This is a genomic window from Paenibacillus sp. FSL R7-0333, from assembly GCF_038000365.1.
GTDB classification, from domain to species: Bacteria; Bacillota; Bacilli; order Paenibacillales; family Paenibacillaceae; genus Paenibacillus_AQ; species Paenibacillus_AQ silagei.
The window spans coordinates 1,381,886-1,404,225 of the sequence record NZ_JBBOBZ010000001.1 but is presented as its reverse complement, the minus strand read 5'-3'; the positions used below and the strand labels follow the sequence as shown (position 1 = coordinate 1,404,225).

The 22,340-nt window shown below is 43.4% G+C and carries 13 protein-coding genes; all 13 read right to left on the bottom strand.

Annotation, left to right across the window (positions count from 1 at the left end; genetic code table 11):
• Nucleotides 1-419: 419 nt before the first annotated feature.
• On the bottom strand, nucleotides 420-1,094 hold the full coding sequence (locus tag MKY86_RS05885) for a hypothetical protein (protein WP_076076691.1): 675 nt from the start codon (nucleotides 1,092-1,094) through the stop codon (nucleotides 420-422).
• Nucleotides 1,078-2,532 (bottom strand): hypothetical protein, encoded by a 1,455-nt coding sequence (locus tag MKY86_RS05880; protein ID WP_076076693.1) that lies wholly within the window; start codon nucleotides 2,530-2,532, stop codon nucleotides 1,078-1,080. The genes MKY86_RS05885 and MKY86_RS05880 overlap by 17 nt, the downstream gene beginning before the upstream one ends.
• Complete coding sequence (locus tag MKY86_RS05875; RefSeq protein WP_083684640.1) at nucleotides 2,508-3,815, bottom strand: DUF2399 domain-containing protein; 1,308 nt, start codon at nucleotides 3,813-3,815, stop codon at nucleotides 2,508-2,510. The genes MKY86_RS05880 and MKY86_RS05875 overlap by 25 nt, the downstream gene beginning before the upstream one ends.
• A gap of 218 nt (nucleotides 3,816-4,033) precedes the next feature.
• Nucleotides 4,034-5,338, bottom strand: a complete 1,305-nt coding sequence (locus MKY86_RS05870) for a glycoside hydrolase family 1 protein (RefSeq protein WP_340826592.1) — start codon at nucleotides 5,336-5,338, stop codon at nucleotides 4,034-4,036.
• Between the two features lie 107 nt (nucleotides 5,339-5,445).
• Nucleotides 5,446-7,863, bottom strand: coding sequence for a glycoside hydrolase family 2 (locus MKY86_RS05865; protein ID WP_076076696.1), 2,418 nt, complete (start codon nucleotides 7,861-7,863; stop codon nucleotides 5,446-5,448).
• A 165-nt stretch (nucleotides 7,864-8,028) separates the two neighbouring features.
• Complete coding sequence (locus MKY86_RS05860) at nucleotides 8,029-10,317, bottom strand: glycoside hydrolase family 3 C-terminal domain-containing protein (RefSeq protein WP_076076699.1); 2,289 nt, start codon at nucleotides 10,315-10,317, stop codon at nucleotides 8,029-8,031.
• 63 nt (nucleotides 10,318-10,380) lie between these two features.
• A complete protein-coding gene (gene bglX / locus MKY86_RS05855) occupies nucleotides 10,381-12,891 on the bottom strand; it encodes a beta-glucosidase BglX (protein ID WP_083684643.1) in 2,511 nt (836 codons plus the stop codon).
• Between the two features lie 38 nt (nucleotides 12,892-12,929).
• Nucleotides 12,930-15,185, bottom strand: a complete 2,256-nt coding sequence (locus MKY86_RS05850; protein WP_076076701.1) for a glycoside hydrolase family 3 C-terminal domain-containing protein — start codon at nucleotides 15,183-15,185, stop codon at nucleotides 12,930-12,932.
• Nucleotides 15,186-15,214: 29 nt separating this feature from the next.
• Nucleotides 15,215-17,038, bottom strand: coding sequence for a family 43 glycosylhydrolase (locus MKY86_RS05845; RefSeq protein WP_340826587.1), 1,824 nt, complete (start codon nucleotides 17,036-17,038; stop codon nucleotides 15,215-15,217).
• A complete protein-coding gene (locus tag MKY86_RS05840) occupies nucleotides 17,019-17,906 on the bottom strand; it encodes a carbohydrate ABC transporter permease (RefSeq protein ID WP_076076704.1) in 888 nt (295 codons plus the stop codon). The genes MKY86_RS05845 and MKY86_RS05840 overlap by 20 nt, the downstream gene beginning before the upstream one ends.
• Nucleotides 17,907-17,923: 17 nt before the next feature.
• Nucleotides 17,924-18,874, bottom strand: a complete 951-nt coding sequence (locus MKY86_RS05835) for an ABC transporter permease (RefSeq protein WP_340826585.1) — start codon at nucleotides 18,872-18,874, stop codon at nucleotides 17,924-17,926.
• A 206-nt stretch (nucleotides 18,875-19,080) separates the two neighbouring features.
• Nucleotides 19,081-20,616 (bottom strand): ABC transporter substrate-binding protein, encoded by a 1,536-nt coding sequence (locus MKY86_RS05830; RefSeq protein ID WP_076076706.1) that lies wholly within the window; start codon nucleotides 20,614-20,616, stop codon nucleotides 19,081-19,083.
• 129 nt (nucleotides 20,617-20,745) lie between these two features.
• Nucleotides 20,746-22,338, bottom strand: a complete 1,593-nt coding sequence (locus tag MKY86_RS05825; protein ID WP_076076709.1) for a response regulator transcription factor — start codon at nucleotides 22,336-22,338, stop codon at nucleotides 20,746-20,748.
• Nucleotides 22,339-22,340: the final 2 nt, after the last annotated feature.

The following is a 22,340-nucleotide window of genomic DNA, read 5'->3' as shown; positions in this document are numbered from 1 at the left end:
CTTGTACGTAGAGAAATTGTATTGCCGGTCACCTGAAGTATACTTAATAGTCTCATCCCATTGCTCCGGATCATCCCCCGATTGAATGATAAATTCCTTCTTGGCCGGCTGTCCCGGTTCCTGCACAATATAAATCGAGAATTCGATAAAAGCAGGGGCATCCATGCGCACGCTTCCCTCATTCTTAAACAATAGCCGAATATGAGCTTTCCATGTATCATCCGGAAGGAGATTGCGGGATTTCAGACCCTCCAAATCTACCTTGGAAGAATACAAAACAACCCCCATGCAGTACGTTATGGTAGATTTCCCTGCTCCATTCGGGCCGGTGATCAAGATATGTGATTCTTGTCCTGACAAGTCCATCATCGTTGGCTGATAATCCCGAATGCCGGTAAACCACATTTTCCAAGGTATCATTATGCTTCGTCAGTTCCTTCCTGATACAGATTATATCGTTTGAAAAACTTAAGAACTTCCTCTTTGTTTAATTGATTGGATTGACTGAATTCAACCGTACGGCGCAGAAAGGAATCCGAGAACATATTAGCCCCAATTCCAGTGATGGTATACGCCTTCTCATTTGAATTGGTATCATATTCTTCGAGTGCCCCGATTTTTTTCAATTGGTCAATATTTAGAATCAAACGCTGATTTGCCTTCGTCGTCTCATGTCCAAGAGCATTTAGCAACTGATCGAATAGCGTGAACTCATGCTGCAACACTTCTTGCTGATAAAAGATAAACAAGAGAATGGCCAGACTTTCTTTGGACAATGTACTGCGTGCCGATCGGGCAGGAACCCGCATCATCACGATCACCTGATCTCTTTTCACATCATAGATTACTTTGAAATACCGGCTTACCGCCTGATTAACCCGCATTAAAAATGAATTGAACTGCTCATCATCATTAGATATCTTTAACTGCTTCTCTACCTCGCGCCGGGATAAGCCGAAATTGCCCACACGTATTGTTGCAGAGGATGAGAATAAAAGATTCATAAACACGATCTCTTCCGCCTCGGTTAACATGCCTTTGATTGCCTGCATGACATTAAGCGGATTTACATTACATTCATCCGTCAAGCTCATCGTCACTCCTCTTCTGCCTGTTCATTGAAGCTTTGTTATGCTTAACGACTTGATTAATATCCTTCGGATTCATCCAGTCCCATTCCTTGTCATATCGGGGGGCTTGGGATTCTGATTCCGCCGCCGCTTCCTCCATTGTCAGCTTCTTGCTGCCTACTAACGCAGATAACGCTGTAAGTGCGTTAATCGCATCGCCCCACTCCGCAGATGTTGCTTCAATGATTACCGTCTCTAGCGGAGCTTGCTCCACTTCCTGCATGAATCCTTCAATGGCGTCCGTCTCAATCATAGATTTCGTCAGCAACCACGCTGAATCTCCCATCATATCCTCTAATTGTGTAATATCAATCTCCTCATGGATATATTGGGTCTCCTGGATATCTTCCTGCATCCGGTCCACTAGCGGCTCATAGTCCTCAAGATATTGAATAGCTTCACTAATGGCTGCACCAGACAGCGGCGCGGCGAATTTCACAGGCATCCACAGACCGTCCATAGACTCCCCCTCGTATTCATTCTGCTCCATAAAGCTCATAATCTGATGAGCATTAGGAATGTCCGATTCTTGAGGCGGGTCATACATTTGAGTAATGAACATCCGAACTTTTTCGGGATTAATCGAGGACAAGAGCATCGTTTGCTTCATCATCGTAAATTTGAGATATTTATTAATCATCCCCATGCTCAGATTCGTGCCATCGGCAAGTGCAGATGTTCCTGCCTGCATTAAATCACTGAGCACCAGACTGTCCTCTAATGTATGAAACTTACGGAGACGCTCTGTCAGCTTCATCTCCAGCTCCTGCATCAACTGATGGATAATCTCTAACTGAGGCAGTGCATTGCGGTCCGCCAGCATTTCTAATTCACGTTCCTTCATCAATTGTATAGCATTTTCCACGTTGCGAATCATACTGGCAATTTTGTTGCCGCCGGAAATGCCATGATCATCATAGGCTTCGCTAAGCTCGGCATCCCGTCTGGCCTGGAATAACGATCGTCCTATATCATCATGCATATAATAGGCTAAAGAATCATTAGCAAGCCGTATGAGCGTATCCATCATCCGCTTCCCTACATCACGCATTTTTAGCTGCCTGGTTTGTTTGGATATCCAGTTATACTTCACCAGGACATTTACAATCTGTTCAACCTTTTTCTTGCTTGGCGGGTCAAGGTCCTCATAGCGGTTCCGGTAACGAAAATACAGGGTATCTACGTTCTCAATCGGTTCATCCAGTCCCAGGGCTTCCTCATTGAGCAGTTGAATAATACGTAAGAACCGTAAAATTTCGATAGGCGTCTGCAGAAAGTTCTGGGAGCCCAGATCATTCAATACCCCGGACAACAAAGCAATATCCCTTAAGGCCTGGTGCATTTCCGGCCCGGATTCGTCAGTCTGAAAAATTGAAATTAATGGTTGATCCAGCTTCTCCAATCCTCTGCCTCCCCTAACACAATCTCTTGTTCCAGCTTCATATACTGCAGCAAATCCTCCATGCGCTTTTGATACTCCGGCCAACTGGTTAGTATGGAGTGATCCGGGCAGATCCATTTATGCCGCACATCATGTCCGGTAAGCGACTGGTACATTTCTCGTGCAATTTGCAGCCCCGCCTCATCATAATCACTCCACATGATTACTTGATCAATGGAGCTGTTATTCAATAATTGTCTGATAAAATACCGGTGCACACTCCGGATATGTCCGTCCACACATATAATCACAGAATTAGTCTCCTGCAAGAAATGGGGTTCTGCTGACATCCGCGTCAAAACAGCCCGGTTCTCGACTAACCATAGCGTAGTTGCTGCGGTTGAATACTGGTCTTGGGATACTGAAATATTGGTTAAAGCATGAACAGGTCCTGCCTGGAAATTGGACCATTTCCCTTCAAGGGTACCGGCAAAATAGATCGGCGTAATCTGCCCTCCGCTTATCATTCCTAATGCTTCCGCTGGCTGACCGCTTAGCGTCTCTAGCATGTTAAGAAACTCTATTTTAGATAGATCAAATGCCTTAGAGCCTCCAATACCCGGGTAATACTGCGCGCCAATTTCTCTCCAGTCAAATATTTCTTTGGTACAAGAAATCATGCCAAAAGCCAGTAAAAAGTGTAATGAATGGATTCGCTTTGATACACTCCAATTCGCAGGGAAAACAGCCTGATCCTTCAGAGTACTAAGGCTCCACGCTACACTCTCCGTTAAGAATACTGTCAGACCTTTTAGCTGAAGTATTCGTTCGCCCGGTACACACATTATTTCTTCCATTCTCCGGGCAGCTTCTGACTGATAAAACGTAAATTGATCTATTATATCCCCTTCTGCATCTTTTTGCTTATTTATCAGTTGAACATATAATAAATACCCCATACGGTAATAAATCCGGTCTACGGATTTCCCATCTTGCTTGAACCGGACCTCCTTCACAATCCATCCCTTACTCAGCCAGTCAAACGTTTGTTGATTGTCCTCTAATAAGGCGCGCTTCCCCACTGTCCAGCGTAACAGCTGCTGCTCCGGAGGCTCCTCAGCACTTAAGCCATCCTGCCATGCAACGGTAATGATCCCTACTCTTCGTAGCGTACGGGCAGTCCTTTTTACAATATTTATATCAACAAGAGAATCATCACTTATTAATGTTGGCATCTCCAGTTGCTCATCTTTTTTCAAATAATTTCGGCTTATAAACGAAAGGATATCATCTGAAGTATTCACTTTTGCCTCCTACCCTAAGCTCTTTAATTACATATTCAAGCTGCTTAGATAAGTATAGCGGAAAGTAGAATGCTCTACGATGATACCCAAAATTTGTTCATGATATAGAAACATAAAATAGCCTGTAGGAATGAGACGTTATTCTCTCATCTCTACAGGCTATTATCCTCAGCGGATGCTTCTATGTCGTCCGCTAGTAAGGTTATAGAATATCCACACTAATAAATAATATTAGCTCGGGCAATCTTTCCAAGATGATAAGCGCTAGGCTTAGGAGTGCGCTCCTGTGTCTGCCGGTCTACTTCAATTAACCCGAAACGCTTGGAGAATCCAAGCTGCCATTCAAAATTATCAAGTAGTGACCAATGCAAATACCCCTTAACTGGAATCCCGTCAGCAATACATGCAGCCACACCCTTTAAAGCCCGATCAATAAAAGCAACACGGCGTGTATCATCATCCGTAGCAACACCATTCTCCGTTACGATAATCGGCTTGTTCAGATGCTTCGAAGCACAACGAATAACATTTTCTAGAGCTTCGGGATAAAATTCGTAACCCATCTGGGTACGCTCTCTATCAGCCGGTACAGGGATGAGACCATCCGGTCCGTAGATCTCACGTGAATAGTTCTGTAAGGCCAGGAAATCATCGTCCTCCATATAAGGAAGGAATTGTAGAAATTCCTCATGTAATTCATGAGCAGCCTGTTCTTCTCCACCAGGGACGGACTGAAAATCAAAGAGCGACATGCTTAATCCGATTTTAGTGTTCGGACTAACCTGCCGGATAGCCGCCCTTGCCTCCACATGCGATTGGAAGATGATGTGCAGGCCTTTTTCGGAACGTGGTGACAGGAAGGTATGCACCTCCATGGGTGGTATACCAAATGCTTTAGACAATTCAGCATAGTAGTCCCGCATTTGTTCCTGAAAATCCATGTTCATGCCAAGTTGTCCTGCTGCAGATTCCCCCTGCTGATACTGCTTCATAACTTTTGCAATTCCAATAGGAATATTTGCCTCATTGATTGTACATACATAAGGAATTTGATCTCCTAATTGGCTCATGACATGAGCACAATAACGTGCAAACCTTGCTGGCGTACCTTCAGCTTCCCAACCTCCAGCGCTAATAAGCCACTGCGGGGAGGTGAAATGATGAAGCGTTACGACCGGGGTTACATTCAAGTTGCTGCAAGTTCTTAATACATCCCGGTAATGTTCCATGGCTGCTTCATCGAATTGGCCTTCCTCCGGTTCAATCCGGGCCCACTCGATGGAAAAGCGATACGAATTGAGGCCAAGTGCGGCTAAACGTTCAATATCCTCTCTGTAGAGTCGATAATGATTTACTGCAATTCCTGATGGCTCCTTGTAGCTCGTGCCTTTCAGGTTTTCCATCACCCAGCTATCACTATTTGTGTTATTTCCTTCTACTTGGTGGGCGGCTGTTGAAGCCCCCCATAAAAATTTGTCTGGGAATTGATATTGCATGGTTAACTTTTTACTATTATCGTTCATAATATACCTCCTCGTGAATCTATTTGAGATGACTCTTCCCGCGACAAGCGGCTCCCGCCCATTGCTATGATCGTCCTTAGTGGGTAATGTCTCATATCAAACCCTCCCTATTTACAAACTTCAATTTTCACAGTTTTTGTCGCACAGCCCTCAGCCTCAACCCTCATCTCAATACTTCCGGCCTCAGTAGGACGAATGACAGCCAAGACTCTTCCATCGTAGGTAAAGTGCGTAGAATTTACATAGCTTTCTTCATTTTTGGGATTCGCGCTTCCCAGACCCTGAAGGATTCCCGCACCCTTTACGGTGACGGATACTTTCCGGTCGGCAAGGGGTTTCACCACTCCTTTATCATCCACAAGCGAAATCGTAACAAAGGCCAGGTCAGTATCATCTGCCTTAATTTGCATGCGGTCAATCTCAAGCTGGACGTTCACTTCGCTCTCAGCCGAAACCAGGGTCATACGTCCGGTTTCCTTTCCATCCGAATAGGCGATCGCCACCACTTCACCGTGTTGGTATACGGTATCAAACAATGCTTTAAAGTCATGCGCTTCACCGGCGTCTGCCTTGCCAACTGATTTTCCATTGATCAACAATTCAACTTCCATCGCGTCAGAGTATACCTCTACCTTAACAGGCTTACCCTCAAAGCCCTCCCAGCTCCAACTGGAAACGGCGTCACTCCAGCTCCAAGGCATCATTGTAGGCTGCTCACCGTAATGTGCAGGACGCTGAACGGCAATATACGGCTCTTTGCGCAATCCGAAGACAATTTCACGATAATAAGAAACAGGAAGACGATGACCCGTAATGTCGATATCGCCACAATGTGCTGTCAGCCATGGAAATGCTCCGGACGCCCCAAGCCCTCGGCTGACTTCTCCATATTCAACCCTGCCAAGACCTGATTCCCCTAGATAATCCCATCCTGTCCAAGTGAAATCACCAATGACGTGTCCATTTTCTTGTACCAGCTTCCAATTATTGGCGATATCTTTAGGGAAGGTTTCACTTCCGCAGATCACCCGGTTCGGAAAAAATTCTTTATCAGGTACATAGCAATTGTCTGCATAGTTATATCCCGCGATATCCACCGCCGCAAAGGATTCAGCTGTTGCATTCTTAACAAATTCCAAACCTTGCACGTATTTAATCATATCGCCGGCAGAGGCCATGGCCGTATTGACATCACCTGAGGGTTGGCTGCTCATGACATCCTTCAATTTATCCATGATAGAAACAAAGCCGTTAATCGAGTTAATTACATATCTTGTGCTATCCATACGGCGAATCTTCTCTGCAAGCTTTCTGCCCCATGCCGCACCATTGGCACTCCCTGTCTCTTTGATCTCATTTCCAATGGAATACATGATCACACTCGGATGGTTAAAATCCTTATTCACCATAGCTTCGATATCCCGTTCCCACCATACAGGGAAATTCAAGGCATAATCGAAATCTGATTTCGTGTTCGTCCATATATCGAAGCTTTCATCCATGACCAGCATACCCAGACGGTCACATGCATTCAGCATGGCCTTACTCAAAGGCTGATGCGAGCTACGAATGGCATTGAATCCGGCTTCTTTCAAAATCTCAATGCGGCGTTCCTCAGCACGGCCGATCGTGGCTGCTCCAATCACACCATTGTCATGATGGATACAAGCTCCGCGGAGCTTTACAATTTCTCCATTGATAGATAGACCTTGTTCAGCATTTAAAGAGAGAGAACGGATTCCAAATGTACTCATCTCCTCATCCAGAATGTTGTCCCCATCCATTACTCTGCTGTTGCAGGTGTATAGATACGACGTCTCTACACTCCACAGCTTTGGCAGCTTTACCACCAGGCGCTGGCGCATTGTTGTAACTTCTCCCGCAAAAACAGTTAATGGGGAATGGTCAAAAGCTACTACATTGCCCTCAGCATCCAGGATTTCCGTGGATATCCGGGTCGATTGCGGATTCACGCCCTCATTCTCTACAAACGTTGCCACGTTCACAATAGCATACCCGTTAGAAATTTCAGGTGTTGTAATTTGAAGGCCATCCACTTGGAAATGCACCAGATTCGCTACCATCATTTTTGTATCACGGTAAATCCCTGTTCCTGTATACCATCGTGAATCGTCACTGCTCTTGGTAACCACTTTAATCTCATTGTCTTCCCCATATTTCAGGAATCGATCTGCTTTGATATAGAAACTGGAATACCCGTAAGGATGCTGTCCTGCGAAGTCCCCGTTGATGTATACCATGGCGTTCATATATACACCTTCGAATTCAATGGTGATTCTCTTCTCCTTATAGGTCTCGGGTACATGAAATTTCTTTACATAATCGTAAGTTCCATCAGGAAAATATCCCTTTTTGCCTCCACTCACGGCATTCTCACTTCTTAACTTAGAGATCATAGCATCATGGGGCAAAGTAACCTGCTGCGGCATTTGATCTGGAGCCATGTTAAAGAATCCACTATTCGGACCAACGGTCCAGCCCTCATTGAAAGAAACTCGAATCATATTTCACAACACCTTTCGTGATTAGTTAGAAAGCAGCACAAAAAATAAGCCCATCAGGAGAAATGAGCTGCTATAGCACATTCTCCCTGCCGGGACGTTATAATATCAATCCTATTCGTTCTTTGCGAATTCCGAGAAGTTGTACCATTGCGTTATACATACGAATCACTTCTCCTTCTGAGCTGAGTATTTGATGTTCATTTGCTCTAATATTTCTTTGATAGGTTGGCCATCAAGCTCTGGAACAAAGGCCGTCATGATCGATATAGGCTGGATCATTAATGCTGAGTCGTTATTTCCAAGCTGCATACCCGCTGCAAGCGCCTCTTCCTGGACTAAGCCGGTTCGCACCATTCCTTCTGCCATCTTGCCAAAGTTCGCTTCCCAAAAGGTTTTACCAATCGGATGACGTATAAAGTCCTTTATAGGTGTGAACATTGTGTATTCCATTCCTTCGGGGTTCTCTTTCCCTTCGATATGCAATGTGGTTTCTTGTGCAATCGAATAAGAGGAATACCCAATTTGCACAGTGTATTCACCTGTTTCTACTGCCCAGTCTTGCGCAGCCATGTTCCAATAAGCAAAATCCCGCTTACCCAGTGTAAAGGTCACCGTTTTCATTTCCTGTGGGTTCAGTTCAATTTTCTCAAAGCCCTTTAATTCACGTACCGGGCGGATGATCTCCCCTTTATGAGGTGCGATATATAACTGTACTACTTCTTTCCCTGTCATACTTCCAGTGTTAGTTACGTCAACCGAGACAGTTACCGTATCATCTTCCGTCATGTTTGTTGCACTAACCCTTAGGTTACTGTACGAAAAAGTCGTATAGGACAACCCATGACCGAATGGAAACAGCACGTCCATCTTTTTGCTCTCATAATAACGGTATCCAACAAACATCCGTTCACTGTAATCCACTACCCCATTTTCCCCCGGAAAAAATAGATAGGAAGGGTTGTCCTCCAGACGAACCGGGAACGATTCCGGTATCCGTCCAGAGGGATTCTCCTCACCAAACAACACCTGGACTGTTGCTTCGCCAACCGCCTGCCCCCCGAGGTATACTTCGAGAATGGCTTTCGGTGCTTTAACCCATGGCATTTCCACAGGCGAGCCGTTATGCAGCACAACAACAGTATTGGGCTGGGCAGCGCTTACAGCAGCAATTAGTTCATTATGATTGTGTGGCATCCGCATGTCACCACGGTCGAAACCTTCCGATTCCATCGAATCCGGCAATCCGGCAAAGATTACAGCAACGTCTGCATCCTTGGCTGCAGCAACTGCTTCCTGGACTAAATCCGCATCCGGCTCCAAACTGTCCAAGTGATAACCTTGAGCATAGGTTAAGTTACCAGACATGAGTTGAGCAGCAGCATCGAAAGCATTTGTAACTTTATAACTGTTAATATGACTGGAACCACCGCCTTGATAGCGGGGTGCCTTGGCAAACGCACCTATAAATGCAATTTTTGCATTCTTCTTTAGCGGTAATACATTATTGTCGTTTTTCAAAAGCACCATTGATTCAGCTGAGATCTTACGCGCCAATGCATGGTCGCTGTCGTAATCAAAGGTAACATCTTCTTTACGGTTATCCATTGATTTAAAGACAAGCTTCAATAAATAAATGCAGGCTCTGTCCAGTTCACTTTCGGATAGCTCACCTTCCTGCACAGCCTTTACAATCTCCTGATCTGTTTTGGTAGCTGAAGGCATTGTAAGATCGGTTCCTGCGGCCACGGCTTTGACCCGGTTGTGCGTCGCTCCCCAATCACTGACAACAAGACCCTCAAACCCCCATTCCTCACGTAACAAATCGGTGAGGTATTGTTTGTTTTCTGTAGAGTACGTGCCGCCAATTTTATTATAAGAAGCCATAATGGTCCACGGCTGGGATTGCTTGACTACCCGTTCAAATGCCGGCAAATAGATCTCACGCATGGTACGCTCATCCATTTCAGAAGAAGCGTCCATGCGGCGGTACTCCTGATTGTTGGCGAAGAAATGCTTAAGGCTTGTGCCTACACCCTGGCTTTGAACACCATTTACAAATGCAGCACCAAGTTCTCCGGACAGCATAGGGTCTTCGCTGAAGTACTCGAAGTTACGGCCACAAAGCGGACTGCGTTTAATATTGATACCAGGTCCAAGCAGCACCTGCACATCCATCGCCTGAGCCTCTCTCCCTAAAGCCTCCCCCATGCTACTCAGCAACGCTCGGTCAAAGCTGGCTGCGGTGGCACACCCTGCCGGGAAGCAGACTGCTGGCTTACTATTATTTGCACCAGGCTGATCATCAAACGTCCGTAGACCATGAGGTCCGTCACTTGTACGGATGGAAGGGATGTTTAACCGCTCTACCGCTTTTGTCAACCAATCGTCTTTTCCGGAACACAGTCCCGCTTTTTCTTCAAGCGTCAATGTACCGACCAGTGTTTCGATATTCATTCTTCTACCTCCTGATTTATACTTTTACTCTTGTTGATCATTTTCCGTATTGTTTCCCGATACCTACACCAGTTCGAAAGCAACTTCCATTACATCAACTGAATTTGAGCCAATATATAGTTTGAACTCTCCGAGCTCTGCTTCGTATCTATGATTGCCTGTGTAGTAGATCAAATCTTGCTCCGAAATTTGGAATTCTACCATTTGACTTTGACCCGGCTCCAGCCATATAGAGCGGAAGTTTTTAAGTTCTTTGACCGGACGAACAGTGCTGCCGTATAGATCTTGAATATAAAGCTGTACAATTTCTTCACCGGCATAATGTCCCGTATTGGTTACTGTCACGCTCGCATGAAGTACTTCTTTCCGGGTCATCTTTGGTGAGTCTAAATGGAGATTCGAGTATTCAAATTTGGAATAACTAAGTCCGTATCCGAACGGGTATAACGGATCATTAGGACAATCAATATATTTTGAGATATATTTCTGATCCCGAGTTGCATTCGTCACTGGACGTCCAGTTTTAAAATGATTGTAATACACCGGCACTTGTCCTACGTTCTGTGGAAAGCTCATTGTGAGTTTACCAGATGGATTGTAGTCACCAAATAAAACGTCGGCTATGGCATGACCTGCCTGGGAACCCAAAAACCAAGTTTCAACAATCGCATCCGTATGCTGTTCAAACCAATTAAGCGCAAGAGGCCTGCCGTTAGTTAATACCAGAACAACTGGCTTTCCTGTTGCTACAACCGCTTCAGCCAATTTCATCTGAACCGCTGGGAGTGTAATATCTGTCCGCGAAGCTGCTTCTCCACTCATATCGCTGTGTTCACCTAATGCGAGAACAATGACATCTGACTCCTTGGCAGCCATAATGGCTTCCTCGATACCGTTCTCAATATCTGTCTCTACACCGCATCCCTGCACGTATTTCAGCTGGCTCTTGTCCAACCCTTTAGCCGATATCCCTTGTAATAAGGATATGGTCTCGTAAGCATATTGGGAGAATTGCCAAGGTCCAAGCAAATCTCTGCTCGCACCAAAAGGCCCAATTACTGCAACCTTTTGTTCTCTTTCCAGAGGGAGTACTCCGTTATTTTTGAGCATTACAACCGATTTACGAGCTAATTCTCTACTCTTCTCCAAATGATCTGGATGAAGATGGAGTTGAGCTTCTTTCTCTGGCTGGATATAACGATAGGGATCATCCATAATTCCTATTTTATATTTGTAAGTTAGAATCCGACGAACAGCGTCATTAAGTTGTTCCTCTTTAATAGTACCTGCTTCCACTAAGCGAGGGAGCTCCTCAGCATACACTCTTGTGACCATCTCAATATCCATCGTAGCATTCATGGCCATAGCCGCCGCTTCTCTTTTATCCCGGGCTGCTCCATGAATCTGTATCTCTTCCACAGAACCATAATCCGAGATTAACATTCCCTCAAATCCAAGCTCTTCACGCAGCAACTCACGAAGCAAGAATGAATTCCCGGCCACAGGCACACCTTGATAAATATTGAAGGCATTCATCACTGAACCCGCCCCTGCCTCTATACCCGCTTGGAATGCCGGCAAATGGAAATTCCGGAGTGTTCCCTCGGAGATGTCCACAGTATTGTAGTCACGTCCTCCTTCAGTCCCTCCATAGCCAATAAAATGCTTCAGGCAAGCAATCAAGGTTTCGTCGCTAAACAAACTATCTCCTTGAAATCCCTCAACCTGAGCCTTAGCGATTTGAGCTCCAAGGTATGGATCTTCTCCCGCTCCTTCTACAACACGTCCCCAACGTGGATCCCTGGTCAAATCAACCATAGGTCCGTGATTATAGGTATTGCCGGAAGCTGTCGCTTCCTTTGCTGCAATGGAACAAGCATCTTTAATTAATTCCATGTCCCAACTGCATGACCATGCCAGCGGAACAGGAAAAATAGTCTGAAATCCATGGATAATATCCGCGTTGAAGAATAACGGAATTTTATGAGGAGACTGTTCTACCGCAATCTTCTGCAGCTCATATATACGCTTTAGATCAAATGCCCCAAGAATAGAGCCTGCTTTTCCTTCCGCAACTAATACTTCAGGTGGTGCAGATTCCACTTCGCCGCCAAAAGAGTGATTGGACGATAAACACTGGCTCATTTGCCCGATTTTATCTTCTAGAGACATCTTACTTAGCAGCTTATCAACTTCTTCTTTTATCTCCGCATCTGTTCGGGGACTTAGATCCGTTTTACGGACCTTTTCCGCTAGAGCTGCGAACTCTTCGGACAGAGCGGTTCCTCTACCTTTTTCTCCAATCAGCTCAATTTCTTGACCCATCATATCTAATTTTCCGGTAAAAGAGTTTTCTTCAAAATATAAATCGAACGTAAGGATACCAGGCACATATTTATTATGTCCCTTAGCAAAAAGATGATTTCCCTCTATAACCGTCTCTTCGATCTCAACCATAGGGACGGGCTCAGACCAGACGCGGAGCTGCAATCCGTTCAGTTCCTCAATTTGAAAGATAAATTTAATACTAGCAAGTTCTGTTTCAATTTTACTGTTCCAAATTCCAATTATCATAATAACCCTCCCTGGGCTTATCTGATTTGTCTAGCCTTCTAGCCCTCATTTAAATATGCAAGAAATTGCTCCAGCTGTTCCTGCGGCATTGCTCTTTGGTTCTCAATAATTCTGAGCTTAATACTGTTCAGTAAAGATTCCATGTCCATTCCAAATGGCCCCTCAGATCCTGAGCTTCCGAAGCCCATCCCTGTCAATAACGATGAAATAAATGAAGCAGCAGCTGGTTCAGACTTAATATCGCCTAAGGTAGAATCTAAGGTATATTTCTTGCGCAATCTAACTGATGAATGGACCTTAATTGTATCTTGCAGAACGATCTCTTTAGAGGATTTACCAATAAGAAGTTCAAAGTCACCGCTTTCCACATGCCAATCTTTTAATTCAACGTTATAATAAGCAAACGCACGTTTCCCCAGTTTAAAAATAACCCGCTTTTCCTCTCCTGGAGCCAACTCAATTTTTTCAAAGGCCTTTAATTCTTTGACAGGTCTGATAACACTAGACACAATATCCTGCACGTAGAGTTGTACAATTTCTTTCCCTGCTCTGCCTCCTGTATTCTTCACCTTTACCGAGACTATGACTTCTTCGGAATCTGTAATTTCTTTCTTATTCAATTGAAGCTCGGAATATTCAAACGTGGTATAGGAGAGACCGTGCCCGAACGGGAATAAAGGTTCAATCTCAACTTTATCGTAATAACGATAACCTACGAATAGGCCTTCTCTATACTCTACCTTGTCACCTTCACCCGGGAAGTTAATGTAAGATGGGGTTTGGCTCAGTTGAACAGGGAAGGTTTCCGCGAGTTTTCCGGATGGATTCTTATCACCGAAAAGAATATCAGCTACAGCACCGGCCATCCCTTGTCCACCCAAATATGCTTCAAGCACCCCCTTCACCTTGTGAATCCATGGCATTTCAACAGCAGAACCATTGAATAGAACAATGACAGTGTTGCTCTGAATCTCGGTAACTGCTTCTATCAAAGCATTCTGATTATCTGGAAGCTTTAAGTGCTCTCTGTCCACACCTTCAGCATCATATTTCTCTGGCAGTCCAACGAACAAAATCGTTACTTCCGATTCCCCGGCAACCTTTTTAGCTTCCTGAATCAATTGAGCATTAATCTCGCCTGAGTCCAATGAATAACCTTCAGCATATTGTACTCGTGCTTGCGACGCTGTTTTAGCTATTTCGTCCATTGGGACTTCTAACTGTGTAGGATTTACCCGTGAACTTCCTGCGCCTTGGTATCTTGGATGCTTGGCAAAGGCGCCGATTACTGCGAGTTTTCCTTTTTTTTGAAGCGGAAGAAGCTGATCGTCATTTTTCAATAACACCATGCTCTCTGCTGCTACGGATCTAGCGAATTGGTGATGAGCTTTTTGATTATAGGTTACGTGATCCTTTTTATTGTCTATCGCTTTATATATAGTTGAAAGAATTCTTTCAACAGCAGCATCCAAGATTTCTTCAGACATAGTACCACTGCGCACGGCGTTAATAATCTTCTCGCTGCCTACACCATTGCTGTCGGGCATTTCCAGATCCATACCTGCTGAGAGTGCAACATCCCTCTCACTAACAGCCCCCCAGTCAGAGACAACTATTCCTTCGAACTCCCATTCCTCTCTTAAAATATCATTTAATAATTTCTCGTTTTGTGAGCAATATTCACCATTAATCTTGTTATAAGCAGCCATTACACTCCACGGCTGTGCTTGTTTTATTACATTTTCGAAGCTCGCAAGATAAATCTCACGTAACGTTCGCTCATCAAGAATGACATTGATATTAAACCGTTTCGTTTCCTGGTTATTTACTGCAAAATGTTTAAGTGACGTTCCTACCCCTTGACTTTGAACGCCTTGAACATAACTGGTCGTTAATTCAGTTGATAAGTAGGGGTCCTCAGAGAAGTACTCAAAGTTTCTTCCGCACAGCGGCGATCGTTTGATATTTGTCCCGGGTCCAAGGAGAATATGAACATCTTCTGCCTGACATTCTTCGCCAAGTGCAGCTCCAACTTGTTCTAGTAAAGTCTTATTCCACGAACTGGCTAGTCCTGCTGCTGTAGGAAAACAAGTTGCCGGCACACTGTTGTTGAGCCCCATATGATCTTGAGCTCCTGATTGTTTTCTTAGACCATGCGGCCCGTCTGTGAGCATTAGCGATGGTATTTCGTGTTCAGGAAGAGCAGTTGTATTCCAAGCGCCTACTCCTGAGCATAATTTCACTTTCTCTTCCAAGGTCATCCGTGAGATGATTTCTTTAAGATCTCTATTCATTTCAAGCATCTCCTGTCGCGCTGGACGTATTAGATCGCCTTGTAAACTTCGCCTTCAGTTATCCCGATCTCATTGAAACTATCCACCCGGACATATAAAGGCTGATCTTTGATTAATGCCTTAATTACCATCTGATTTTTTCCGAATATCATGTGACTATGGTACAGTTTATCCGGAGCAAATCCCCAGAGCACATTGTAACCAACCGCTTCAACACTGTTCCATGAAACCGAAAGATCAAGATCATTTAAAAGTTCGAGTTGAATTTCGCTCGTTTTATCAGGGAGTGTTCCAACGCCAATCCCGAACACGCGAAGACCCGAAATACATGCCTCTTGGTTAAACGGAAGCTCCTTTACAATGCACCGGAGATACCTTGCCTTTATTCCGTCTTCTTTCACTATGAGATCATGTGACAAATCCGTAGTTGCATCCGACTTATCCTCAATTACAAAATATTCTTTTCCATCCACTGATCCTTCGAGAATCCATCTGGTATAATGCTGACGTTCGTCGATGAATCGCCCTTCTATCATAGCCGCTCCCTCTGGAAGCGAAAGATCCAATTGATCATCGGCAAAATTGATTTGTATGGCATGTACATCGCATGGATGCTTCAAATCTACTTCGATCCATTCTCCGGAACCATTAGAGCCTGCTTGCCACCATGTTTGAACATTCTCATCCGTCGCTTTCGAAGCTTCTTTTCCTTCTGTACAGGAAGATGCCTTAGCGGGTTTATTGTAAGACAACAGCATCCATTCCGGATTGTCCCATGGATTCATCTGTGCCTGTTCGATCCTGAAGGGCCAGTCCCCAAATCGCTGATTGCAGAATAATTCCCCGTCCTTATCGAAGCCTGCAGGCCATAATCCCAATCTTCTTTCAAAAATATAATTGATGCTGATTCTCATGGTTGAAGAATGCCAAAGATTCCCGTATTTATCTTCCATTGTCGATCCGTGCCCAGCACCTGGGATGAACCCCCCCGGCTTGTAGGAGAAAGGATTATTATTCGCCAGCGTAAACGGTCCTAATGGTTTATCGGATACGTAGACCCCATCCGAATAAATGTTACACTCCGTCCCGGGGCTAGAATATTGAAGATAGTATTTTCCGTTATGCTTATCCATCCATGCGCCTTCAATGTATGGATCACCCCCTACCGCCTGCCTAATCATATTCAGATGCTCATCAGTAATACCCGGATTTGCATTTGCATAGCCTTGCACTATCTCCTCAATTTGCTCGAGCGTTTTTGGGATATGATTTTCGCCATTTCTCTCATAACCAATAACCGTAGTATTGCTATAGATCAGTTCTAGCGGCTCCCCTTTGGGTTTCATATCCCTTGGATCCAGCTCAACCCCATAGATAGGCGTTTGACTGGAACATCCCCAGTAAAAATAAACCTTACCATCATCATCTACAAATAGATTGGGATCCCAGAATGGAAATGTCCCTTCTATTTCCTCAAACTCACCGCGAATCGGGTCTTTTGTTCTGTAGAAAGAGCAATTCTTCGATCGGCTGGATGCAGAAAAATACATATACTCCCCGATAACCCGCACATCCGGAGCATAATCATGAATAGGCAAACCCTTCAAAGGATAAAATTCCCAGTCATGCAGATTATCGCTTACAAGAAATCCCGCTGTCATTGAGGGAAACATAAAGTATTGTCCATGAAATAGAATCATAGAAGGATCAGCAGCTTCCCTAAAAGTAAGCATTTTTCCTGCTCCTTCGATAAACTGATATTTGTATTCCATGTTAATAGGATTGCAAACGTACATCTTATATCCACTCCCTTGAATCGCCATATTTTTGTTCCTACCCTTTAACTGCCCCATCAGTTGCTCCTTTAACGAACCATTTCTGGAAGAGTGGGAACAACGCCAGCATCGGCAAGACACCGACAACAGCAATAGCCATGCGTATGGTAACTGAAGGTAAATCTGCTGTTGTTACCGCTGTCCCTACATTATTTTGCTGTAGGAATTTGATATTCTCATTAATATTATTAAGAATGGTTTGAATACTTTGAAGTTTACTGTTCGTCGAGAGGAAATACATCCCGTTCGTCCAGTCGTTCCAATAGGTCAATGCTGAAGTCATCCCGACCGTCACGATCATTGGCATAGACAGCGGTATTGCAATTTTGTAAAAGACCTTAAACTCTGTTGCCCCATCTATTCTTGCAGATTCTACAAGTGCTCCCGGAAGAGTGTGCTCAAAATAATTTTTGAACATGATAACGAAATAGGCATTCATCAACAAATTTGGCATCATCAAACCAAAGATTGTGTCTTTGACATGCAAGATCTGTGTATACACAATATAAGTTGAAGTCAATCCACCATTAAAAAGCATCGTAAAGGTTAGCAGAAACATTAGTAGCCGGCGTCCAGGCAGATCATGTTTACTAAGCGTATATGCAAGCATAGCCGATATACTTACGCCAAGGATTGTTCCAACTACGGTAATGAAAATGGATACCAAGTACCCTCTCCCAATAAGCTCCCATTGCCCCAGAATATAAGAATATGCATCCAGAGAAAATTTTTGCGGAAAGAAGCTGTAGCCGTCCTGTAATGCCGTTGCTTCGTCCGTTATAGAAGACATAAACAGCAAAATAAAAGGTGCAACCGCGAGAACGCTTAAAATTATCATGAGAACATGTCCAGCAATGGACCATCTTTTATCTTTGTTTTCTATCATCGTTAATCGCTCCGTGTTCAGAATAGGGAATCTTCTTTGCTAGCCTTTTTAATCACTGCATTTGCAATTAAAATCAATATGAACCCGACTGCTGACTGGTATACACCTGTTGCAGTTGACATTGTAATGTCACCAAGCTTCATGAGCGCCCGGAACGAATACGTATCGATTGTCGTCGTAACGTCATACAGTGCACCTGAGTTCATTGGCACCTGATAAAACAATCCGAAATCCGAATAAAACATTCTTCCAATGGATAGAATTGTCGTCAATATAATTACTGGTTTGAGAAGCGGCAGCGTAATGTTCATGATTTGCTGAAACTTTGTTGCACCGTCTATTTTTGCAGCTTCATAATAATCAGTACTGATCGTAATAATTCTCGCTGTATAAAACATTAGATTGTATCCCAAACTTTTCCATATGTTTATAAATAACAGAATGAATGGCCAGTACTTCGATTCGGAGTACCAGGATATAGGCTCGATCCCTAATGGCTTCAAGATGGAATGATTAATGAAGCCATTATCACTGCTAAGGAATGCGAAGACTAAATACCCTACAATAACCATTGAGATAAAATAAGGAATCAATACAGCAGATTGATAAGCCTTGGATATCTTCTTACTAATGATTTCATTAAAAAGAATCGTTACAACGATAGAAAATAGGGTTCCTACAACGATAAACAGAAGATTGTATAAAACTGTATTTCGTGTCATGATCCAGGCATCATCAGTTGCAAATAAAAACTTGAAGTTCTTGAACCATACGAACTTTCCGCTGAAAATACTTCCCGAGAAATCAAGCTCCCGAAAAGCAATCTGCATTCCGTATAATGGCATGTAATTGTTAATAAACAGATAAATTAATGCGGGCAGAGCCATAAGATATAAAGGAATATAGGACTTCCACTTAATCTTTTTTCCACCTCTGTTCTGTAATCTTAAATCTGATATTGCTTTCACCGCTTCCGCCTCCCCATTCAAGTTACTCTCTTCATTTATCTTACACAAAGAATAAAGGCTAACGTTATACTTTGAACGACGTATAATATATCCTTTTCCGACTTGTTCCTTGCTGTTTCATCTCATTCGGAGATAAAAAAAGAGCCGCTTCACCTGCAAAAAATGCTACAGGAAAACAGCTCCAATTATGATCATTATCGTTTGACTTATTTCCCGTTTTGTGCCAGCCAAGCATCTAATTGACGCTGTTTTTCATCTATTACCTTTTGCAGGCCTGCTGCATATAAACTTTCATTAAATGTCTTAGCCATTTCATCCGTATCCACAGCACCGTTGCCTATCACCTTCACATATTGTTCACTAGCAGCGTCCAATGCCGAGATTTCCGTTTTTACGGGTGTCGGATCGAATATAAATCCATACCCAGGAGATTTCGCCGTTTTGTCATTCCACTCTTTCAGTTTCGTTTTATATTCCTCGACGGAAAGACCGGTTGGTTCAACAAATTTAGCAGCTAACGGTAATTGATCATAATCCCCGAACATCAGCCAGCTGTTTTGATTGTAATTTGTATTTTTGGACTCATCAATGGTCCCGTCTTCGTTGATCTCGTAATGTTCGCCTTTAATACCAAAACGAAGCAAGGTCGACAACTCAACATTGGAGTTCATCAGGTTCAGGAATTGAACTGCCTTGTCGGGACGTTTACTAGAAGAGGCTACCGCCCAAACGAATAACTGCGAATCTACAGTTGAGAGAACAGGCGGATGCAATGCCACTGTTTTCTGCTCAATGGGCTGCGAGAACCCGCCAGCAAATCCGACAGAATTAGCTGCTGTTGCAAAAACTTTTCCACTCTCAAGTAGCGCAGCGCCATCATCTTGCGAAGTGCTTACATCTTTGGAGATATACCCTTTTTTGTACCATTCTCGAACTTTTTTCGCTGTGTTCATCCACTGCTCGGATTCATACATGTTCACCAGCTTCGTACCGCTGCCATCCATGAGCACACCATATGAATTCCCGAGCCCATCTCCATATACCAGGGAGTTTGTAATATTGGACGAACTTACTTCAGGAGCAAACGTGATCATTTTGGGTTCCCCCTCGTGAACCTTGGCCAACACGGAGTCCATGTCAGCGATCGATTGAATAGAAGTAAGATCAATATTGTACTTATCCAAGACTGCTTTGCTCATATTAAAGCCAAATGTAAGTTTTTGATCCATCTTTTGCGGAATCCCGAATTGCTTCCCGTTGAATTGGCCAGTTTTGATTATATCCCCCAACGTTTCTTTAAGCGCGGGTCCCCACTTCGCAAGTTCATCGTCAATGGGACGAATCATTTTGTTGTTCGCAAACGGAGCGAGATAAGCACTTCCGGGCATAAGGAGCATTAGGTCTGTTTTCTCGCCGCTGGAAGCTTTTAGCGCATATGCATTGGCCATATTATATAGACTAACACCTTCAAGATCGACTTTTGCATTAATTTCTTTTAGAGTGATTTCATTTACCTTTTCCTCGATTTTAGGCAGATCCACTTGTTCTTGCCCCAGTACCGCATAGTTGACTTTTATCGTGTACGGTTCTTCCTTGAAATCAATTCCCCCAGGCTCCACACCTTCACTTAGTGAACCATTCCCGTTGTTTGTAGCTGATGAATTCGAATTGTTACCGTTTCCACATCCTGCTAAGGCTAGCGTTAGACTGGCTGCCAGTAATACAGGTGTTATTTTTTTCAATGTTATTTCCCCCTCATAGTAAATGGATTTATTTTTTCTGTCTTGTCTTCATTATAATAAGCGGGGGAACGCCTACGTTATACTTGTTCCGACTATATAGATTACAAAAACCGACTTTTAATATATCGTTTAATTTCTGTTCCTGATTTTGAATTCTTGAGGAGACATTCCCGTCTCTTTGGTAAAGATGCGATTAAAGCTCGAGTAATTGTAGTATCCGACAAGTGAAGCAATCTCCCCAATACTTCTGTCAGTATGGATTAGAAGTTCTTTTGCAACTTCCATTTTTTTGTTGATAATGTATTTACTAATCGATATGCCTACCTCTTTTTTAAAAATTCTCGTCAGGTAATCGGCATTTAGATGCACATTCTGTGCAATTAATTCCATCGATAATTCCTCAGAAAGATGAATATCGATATACTTTTTTGTCTGTTCAACCGGTAGATCTCTATTTGCATTTTCCTTATCAAAATTCCGCATGAGAATTATGGCATGGTTCACCCATTTCAGCATACCTTCTAATGATTCCGAAGCGTTCTCAAATAATTGATTAGATTCCTCGTCGCCTAACAGCTCATTAATAAAGATACTTCGATCATGGGTAAATCCAAAGATCAAATAATAGAAATCTCTAATGAATTTATTCAAAAATTCCCGGTTAATCTTGAGTCTTTGTTCTTTTGAGGTTAACCTGGTCGTAATATCATCCTCTACTTGGTTATATCTTCCTTGCCTTAACCATTCTCTCCACTGGGCAATAGGGAATTCTGATTGTACTGAACTATGCGTACGGCGTTCTTGTTTCAGATAGAATACTTCGGATTCATGAATTACGTTATTAAAATCCCTCTCTTGCAGCGCTTCAATAACGGAGGGCATTTCATAAATAGTATCTTTATCGCCAATATAACAGCAGATAATCTCCTTAATGTACTTCGCAGCTGTATCACTTAATTGGCGGCAACAATCATTAATTTGATTATATAGACGATGTTCATCTTGGCTTGCATCCATCTCTAGCATAACTAATAGGGTCGTTTCCGAAAAAGGGATCACCTCTTCAGCAACTCCAGGAATTACAAAAATCTCCTCCGTTATATTCCTCAAAGCGTAATGCAGCAGTTTTTGGTCTTCTTTGGTTACAGACTCCGTGAATTTCTTCGTCACAATCAGAATAGGAAGATAGGCGTTCTCCAGATTAATTTCCAATCGTTTCTGTCGAAAGTAGTTCGTCAGGCTATCTTTATTCGGCGATATCTCACCAAGGAAAAAGTCTTTCCAAAATTGTTTTACTACAGATTTTTTATTCTGGATCCAAGAGTTACTATTTTCATTCAGAATCCGGTCCGCCAGGATATTGTCCTTCGTCTCCTTTAGAACGAGCTCCATTTTATCAAAATTCAAAGGTTTCAGGATATAGTTAACACTCCCCAATTGCATAGCTTCTTGTAAGAAGCGGAAATCTGCATGACAAGTCATAAAGATGCATTTCACATGGGGATGATGCGTGTTTACCCATCTCAACAATTCTAGGCCTGTACCCATCGGCATTTCGATATCGCTAAGCAGAATGTCTATTGGAACATTATCGAATTGGCGAGTAGCCTCCTGCACATTCATTGCGGTGAATACATTTTCAATTCCGATCATTCCCCACTGTATACCGTTACGCACAGCTTCTATGGCACTCAGCTCGTCATCAACTATCAGCACATTCATGA